Genomic DNA, 6,975 nt, shown 5'->3' with positions numbered 1-6,975 from the left:
TCGCTCAGAACGAGACGACGCTAAAGCAAAGAATGGAAGCAAACAAGGTTTATAAAAAATAAAATTGAGAGCCAGCTTCTTTCAAAAAGAGAGAAGCGGCTCATGAAAATATGAAGGAGGAAATTTTCATGGAAAAAACAGTAGGAAATGCGGTTAAAGGCGGTAGCTTTTTAGTTGATGAGATTACGATTGATCAAGTGTTTACGCCAGAAGATTTTTCATCTGAGCATAAAATGATTGCAAAAACGACAGAGGACTTTATCGTAAATGAAGTTCTTCCAGAGCTTGAATATTTAGAACAACATGAGTTTGATCGTTCTGTTCGTCTTTTAAAAGAAGCTGGGGAGCTTGGTTTATTAGGCGCTGACGTACCAGAAGAGTACGGCGGGATTGGTCTTGATAAAGTAAGCTCAGCGTTAATCGCAGAGAAATTCTCTCGCGCTGGCGGCTTTGCAATTACTCACGGTGCTCACGTAGGTATCGGATCGTTACCAATCGTATTATTCGGTAACGAAGAGCAAAAGAAAAAGTATTTACCATTACTTGCAACTGGTGAGAAATTAGCTGCATACGCATTAACAGAGCCAGGTTCAGGATCTGACGCATTAGGTGCAAAAACAACTGCACGTTTAAATGCAGAAGGTACACATTATGTATTAAATGGTGAAAAACAATGGATTACAAACTCTGCATTCGCTGACGTATTTATCGTGTATGCAAAAATTGATGGAGAGCACTTCTCAGCATTTATCGTAGAGAAAGAATATGCTGGCGTATCTACAAGCCCAGAAGAAAAGAAAATGGGTATTAAATGTTCTTCAACTCGTACGTTAATTTTAGAAGATGCATTAGTACCGAAAGAAAACTTACTTGGTGAAATCGGTAAAGGTCATATTATCGCTTTCAACATTTTAAATATCGGCCGTTATAAATTAGGTGTTGGTACAGTTGGATCTGCGAAACGTGCAGTAGAAATTTCAGCACAATATGCAAACCAACGTCAACAGTTCAAGCAACCAATCGCTCGCTTCCCATTAATTCAAGAGAAACTTGCGAATATGGCAGCAAAAACATATGCAGCTGAAAGCTCTGTATATCGTACAGTAGGTTTATTCGAAAGCCGCATGAGCACATTATCTGAAGAAGAAGTAAAAGACGGTAAAGCAGTAGCAGCTTCTATCGCTGAATATGCAATCGAGTGCTCTTTAAATAAAGTATTCGGTTCTGAAGTACTAGATTATACAGTAGATGAAGGTGTTCAAATTCACGGTGGTTACGGATTTATGGCAGAGTACGAGATTGAAAGAATGTACCGCGATTCTCGTATTAACCGTATTTTCGAAGGAACGAATGAAATTAACCGCCTAATCGTACCAGGTACGTTCTTACGTAAAGCGATGAAAGGTGAATTACCACTTCTTCAAAAAGCACAAAAATTACAAGAAGAGTTAATGATGATGATGCCAGAAGAAGTAGGCGATGAGCCATTAGCACTTCAAAAGTATTTAGTAACTAATGCGAAGAAAATTGGTTTAATGGTAGCTGGATTAGCGGCTCAAAAATACGGTAAAGCATTAGATAAAGAGCAAGAAATTCTTGTGAATATCGCTGACATCGTAAGTAACCTATATGCAATGGAATCAGCTGTTCTTCGTACAGAAAAAGCAATTAAAACAACTGGTCTTGAAAAGAATAAACAAAAAGTGTTATACACTGAAGTATTCTGCCAAGAAGCATTCAACGAAATCGAAGCAGATGCGAAAGAAACACTTATCGCAGTTGAAAACGGCGACATGCTGCGCATGATGTTATCATCATTACGTAAATTAACTCGCCACACACCACTTAACGTAATTCCGAAGAAACGTGAAATTGCTGCGAAAATTTTAGAAGATGAGCGTTATACAGTTTAATAGATGAAAGAGAACCAGTAGCCGATTGGCTACTGGTTTTTTATTGCTGAATTCTTGAATAAAGCTGTTTTACATATGTATGTGTAAACAGCTCTTTTTTATGGAGGTAAAGAAGATGAAGGTAATAAGTGTAGGAACAGTTCATCAAATCGCATTTTTACCGCGTCTATTTCCAATTAACTGTTACTTCGTTGAAGAAGAGACAGGATTAACTTTAATTGATGCGGCTTTACCGTTTTGTGCAAAGAAGATTTTACAATCAGCTCGGAAAATAGGAAAACCGATTACGAATATCGTTATTACACATGCGCATGATGACCATGTAGGAGCGCTTGATGTTATAAAACAAGTGCTGCCGGATGTTCCGGTCTATATTTCAAAAAGAGATGCATGTTTACTTGAAGGAGATAAGGTACTGCAAGAGGGAGAACGAAATACACCAATAAAAGTGGGAGTGTCAAAACAGATAAATACGATTCCAGATATTCTTCTTCAAGAGGGAGATAAAGTTGGTTCTCTTGTAGCGACTGGAGCTCCAGGTCATACACCGGGATCAATGGCGTTTTTAGACACAAGAAATGATGCACTCATTGTTGGAGATGCATTTCAAACGAGAGGAGGATTAGCGGTAGCAGGACAGTTGAAGTGGCTTTTCCCGTTTCCTATGTTTGGTACGTGGGATGCAGAAGTTTCATTAGCAAGCGCGCAGAAATTGCTGGAGTATAAGCCGTCTTTATTGGCGACAGGACATGGGAAAATGATTGAAAATCCGTTAATACAAATGCAACGGGCGATTGAAGAAGCGGAAAGGAATTTAAGTAGAAAGAGCCTCTAATCGTTTAGAGGCTCTTTTTAGTTAAATGATTATTTAGCAGACTTTTTAATGAATACGATTTGAAAAAAACAGAATACTAAAGAAGAATGAAAGAAGAAAGGTAGGAGTATTCCATGCAAAATTTAACAGAGCTTGAAGTAGAAAACTTACGTCATTTAATTGGTGGACACGCAACAATTATTAACAAGTTGGAGCAGTATGCACAGACGTGTACAGATCCACAACTGAAACAAATGCTACAAAAAGATGCGCAAGATGCAAGAAATACGAAACAGCAATTAATGACTTTCCTAGGATAGGAGGAAGAGAAAGATGAATGAAAAAGATATGGTAAATGATTATTTAGCAGGATTAAATGCAAGTTTAACAAGTTATGCAAATTATATTTCTCAGTCTGATAATGAACAGTTACATCAAACGTTAATCCAAATTCGTAATCAAGATGAAATGCGTCAACGTAATATATATGAGTACGCAAAGCAAAAGAGTTATTATAAACCAGCAGCACCTGCGAATCCGATGATTGTGCAGCAATTGAAAAGTCAGTTAAGTGCAGAATAATAGGATGAAAAAACGAGCGAAAATGAATTCGCTCGTTTTATTTTTTGTATGTCAATAAATACATAATAAATATTTTTCCAGTTGTAACAAATATGACGAAAATGGAATATAACAATTCACAAAAAGGACAAAAACTTTGTTCAATATTTCACAAAGTATCCATGGTTTCTATCGTGGGAACCTCTATAATTAAGAATGTAAAGAACAAAAGAAATAGATTATATGATCAATTAGGAGAGATTGCTATGAAAAGACATACAAGAAAAATTGCAATTATCGGTACTGGATTAGTTGGATCAAGTTGTGCGTATTCCATTGTAAATCAAGGCATTTGCGAAGAGCTATTATTAATTGATATAAATCATGAACGTGCAGTTGGGGAAGCGATGGATTTATCACATTGCATTAACTTTACAAATACAAGAACAAAAGTATATGCAGGAAGCTATGAAGACTGCAAAGATATGGACATCGTTATTATTACTGCAGGGCCAGCACCAAAACCTGGACAAAGTCGCTTAGATACTTTAGGAGCAAGTGCAAAGATTATGGAAAGTGTTGTTGGCGGGGTAATGGAAAGTGGATTTGATGGTATTTTCTTACTCGCATCGAACCCAGTTGATATTATTACATATGAAGTGTGGAAATTATCTGGATTACCTAGAAATCGTGTGATCGGTACAGGTACATCATTAGATTCTTCTCGCTTAAGAACAATTTTATCTGAAATGTTACATGTAGATCCTCGTAGTATTCATGGGTATTCATTAGGAGAACATGGTGATTCTCAAATGGTTGCTTGGTCTCACGTAACTGTTGGTGGAAAGCCAATTCTGCAAATTTTAGAAGAACAAAAAGAACGATTTGGTGAAATAGATTTAGATGAAATTGTTGAGAAGACTGCGAAAGCTGGATGGGAAATTTATAAGCGAAAAGGAACTACTTATTACGGAATCGGAAATTCTCTAGCATATATTGCGAGTTCAATCTTTAATGATGATCACCGTGTCATTGCTGTATCAGCCATTTTAGATGGTGAGTATGGTGAATATGATATTTGTACAGGAGTACCAGCTATTATTACTAGAGACGGTATAAGAGAAGTTGTAGAACTCAATTTAACAGAGGATGAAGAATCTCGATTCGCAAAATCAAACGATATTTTACGTGATTATATGAAAACAATTGGTTACTAACTTATAGAAGAAGGTGAAACAAATGAAGGAATATATAATGTCTCGTGTATTTAAGGCATCTGCTGGAATCGCACAAGGTATTTTCGTATCCCTCGGAATTGGTTTACTGATCGAAAATATAGGAAGAATTGTTGATATACCATTACTTATTACAATCGGAGTTGTTGCAAAATCACTTATGGCACCAGCAATTGGTGCCGGAATTGCTTTTATGCTCGGTGCAAATGGCCTTGTAATCTTCTCGGCTATGGTGGCTGGAGCAATTGGTGCCGGATCCATTTCAATTACTGAAGCAGGTCTAATTATTAAAACAGGTGAGCCAATCGGTGCTTTATTAACAGCAACTTTAGCTGTATATATTGGTAAACGTTTAAGCGGAAAAACTGCGTTAGATATGATGCTCGTTCCATTTGCGGCAATATTAGGTTCTGGTTTAGTAGGTATTTGGTTATCTCATAATATTACTCCTGTTTTAAATACAGTTGGAGCATTTATTAAAGATAGCTCAGCTGGTAGCCCGTTTATCGCTTCTATCGTCATTGCAGTAGTTTGGGGATTATTACTTATCTCTCCAGCTTCATCAGCTGCGTTAGCGATCGCACTTAGCTTAGACGGTGTTGCAGGTGGTGCTGCTCTTGCAGGCTGCGTTGCTCAGTTTATCGGATTCTCTGTTATCTCAGCGAAAGAAAACAATTTAGGTGGCATATTAGCTCAAGCACTTTGTACTCCGAAAGTGCAGTTACCAAATATTACTAAAAATCCAATGATTCTCGTCCCAACTGTCGTCGCCAGTGCTATAGTTGGTCCAGTATCCGCATTAATTTTCCAACTGGAAGCAGGAAAGGAAATTGCAGGTCTTGGATTAAGTTCTCTTATCGCACCAATTAATTTAATTTCTAGCGAAGGATGGGAAGTTGTCCCAGCGATGGTAATCACTTATATCATCATTCCAGTAGCTGTTTCTTATATACTTTACATTGCTCTTAAAAAAGCAGGTCGTATTCACTCTGGTGATATGACTGTACCGCAATCTTAAATTGAAAACCTCCTTAATAATAGATAAAAGCAGACTGAGCCACAGTCTGCTTTTTTATGTTACATTTTATGATTTTGTTTTACTGGAACTTTTATTGGTTCTTTTGCTAATAAGAGCTGAACGCCGAAGTATAGTATGCTTGCAAGTGTCATTCCAGAAACGGCATCTAAAAAGGCATGCTGCTTCGTAAATAGCGTTGATAAAATAATAAGTGTACCGAAGAAAGTAAGGATGTAATATTCAAAAGCATGTTGTTCTCTACGCTTAAAGGCAGCTAACATAATTACAAATGTAGTAAGAACGTGAATGCTAGGGAAACAGTTTACCGGTTGATCGATACTATAAATATAGCGAACTAGTTCAGAAAATACATCTGTTCCAACGACAGTCGGACGCGGTACAGTTGTTTGCCAAAAATAATAAATAGAAAAACAAGCAAGCTTTCCAAAAATAACACTACTTAAAGTGACATAATATTGCTTTCGGTCAGCGAAGCAGTAATAAATAAGTGCGCCGTATAAGTATGGAAACCAAAGTAAATAAGGAATAATAAATGCTTTTACAAATGGAATCCAATCATCTACTACAGTTGTAACGTCTACTGCGTGAACAGTCGATTTATTTAATACGTCGTAAAGGGGACTTACGAGTACGAGTAGAAGTATATAACTTAACGGAAGAAAAGATGAAAGTTTAAATTTCTTCATGTTGATCTCCTATGTTTAGTAATGTAAGTAAATTCAATTGATTATAATATAGAAACGTGAATTGGGCTATCGATTTTACTTACATTTTCTTGAATTAACCTTACGTTTTTGTCACTTGACTAAAAAGAAGGGGGAGGGTGCTAAATGAAGCGTTTATCGTATTTCTTATTTTTTATATTGATATGCCTAGTCGGTGCTGGGTGTGCAAAGGATAAAGAAGGAGAGAAATTAGAATATAACGGAAGAGCACTCGTAATTGGAGTTGTTGGAGAAAAGCCGAAAGATACGTTTAGGAATGTAAAGTTTGAAAGTATAAAGTTAGAAGAAATGCAGGAGAAATCAGCAAAAGTTGATGGTTTTTTCGTTATGAAAGAATACTTTAAAGAGGCATCAAAGGAGCAGTATACGGACTTATTTTTATCGTTAAAGAAGCCGGTATTTTTTATTGGTTTGCAAGATAGACCGTATTTAATTTTTACTAACAAGGATTTAGATTATGATAATACCCCAAAGGATAAAACGATGACGTATACGCAAGGGTTTGTAAATATGGGGAACCCTGAAGGTCAATATTGGGGTATGGGATTATATAATGATACTGTTTCCGATCGAAATATTCATAATATGTATATAGTAGTATTTCAAACCATTTCGGATTACTTAAGTCGATGATGAAGGAGCCTGTAAAAAAGGCTTCTTATTTTTTAAAAATAAACGTTTGTTTAAG

8 protein-coding genes are annotated in these 6,975 nt (G+C 36.5%); 7 read left to right on the top strand and 1 reads right to left on the bottom strand.

Annotation, left to right across the window (positions count from 1 at the left end):
- The first annotated feature begins 128 nt into the window (after positions 1 to 128).
- The 6 genes from MR167_RS29545 to MR167_RS29520 all read left to right on the top strand — a co-directional run bounded on the left by MR167_RS29545 (position 129) and on the right by MR167_RS29520 (position 5,541).
- On the top strand, positions 129 to 1,913 hold the full coding sequence (locus MR167_RS29545; protein WP_000416287.1) for an acyl-CoA dehydrogenase family protein: 1,785 nt from the start codon (positions 129 to 131) through the stop codon (positions 1,911 to 1,913).
- Between the two features lie 115 nt (positions 1,914 to 2,028).
- Positions 2,029 to 2,748, top strand: coding sequence for an MBL fold metallo-hydrolase (locus MR167_RS29540; protein WP_000864825.1), 720 nt, complete (start codon positions 2,029 to 2,031; stop codon positions 2,746 to 2,748).
- A 113-nt stretch (positions 2,749 to 2,861) separates the two neighbouring features.
- Complete coding sequence (locus MR167_RS29535) at positions 2,862 to 3,047, top strand: hypothetical protein (protein ID WP_001180555.1); 186 nt, start codon at positions 2,862 to 2,864, stop codon at positions 3,045 to 3,047.
- 13 nt (positions 3,048 to 3,060) lie between these two features.
- Positions 3,061 to 3,309, top strand: a complete 249-nt coding sequence (locus MR167_RS29530; RefSeq protein ID WP_242316097.1) for a spore coat protein — start codon at positions 3,061 to 3,063, stop codon at positions 3,307 to 3,309.
- 245 nt (positions 3,310 to 3,554) lie between these two features.
- Positions 3,555 to 4,505 (top strand): L-lactate dehydrogenase, encoded by a 951-nt coding sequence (locus tag MR167_RS29525; RefSeq protein ID WP_000820650.1) that lies wholly within the window; start codon positions 3,555 to 3,557, stop codon positions 4,503 to 4,505.
- 22 nt (positions 4,506 to 4,527) lie between these two features.
- Complete coding sequence (locus MR167_RS29520) at positions 4,528 to 5,541, top strand: PTS sugar transporter subunit IIC (RefSeq protein WP_000666176.1); 1,014 nt, start codon at positions 4,528 to 4,530, stop codon at positions 5,539 to 5,541.
- Positions 5,542 to 5,600: 59 nt separating this feature from the next.
- On the opposite strand, the gene MR167_RS29515 is transcribed toward MR167_RS29520, so the two are convergent.
- Positions 5,601 to 6,248, bottom strand: coding sequence for a phosphatase PAP2 family protein (locus tag MR167_RS29515; protein WP_000713769.1), 648 nt, complete (start codon positions 6,246 to 6,248; stop codon positions 5,601 to 5,603).
- Positions 6,249 to 6,392: 144 nt separating this feature from the next.
- Here MR167_RS29515 and MR167_RS29510 point away from each other — a divergent pair, with 144 nt between their 5' ends.
- Entirely contained in the window at positions 6,393 to 6,920 is a 528-nt protein-coding gene (locus MR167_RS29510) for a hypothetical protein (RefSeq protein WP_106103289.1), read from the top strand.
- Positions 6,921 to 6,975: the final 55 nt, after the last annotated feature.

Source organism: Bacillus cereus group sp. BfR-BA-01355, from assembly GCF_022663675.1.
GTDB classification, from domain to species: domain Bacteria; phylum Bacillota; class Bacilli; order Bacillales; family Bacillaceae_G; genus Bacillus_A; species Bacillus_A thuringiensis_S.
This window is presented reverse-complemented; position numbering and strand designations above follow the sequence as displayed.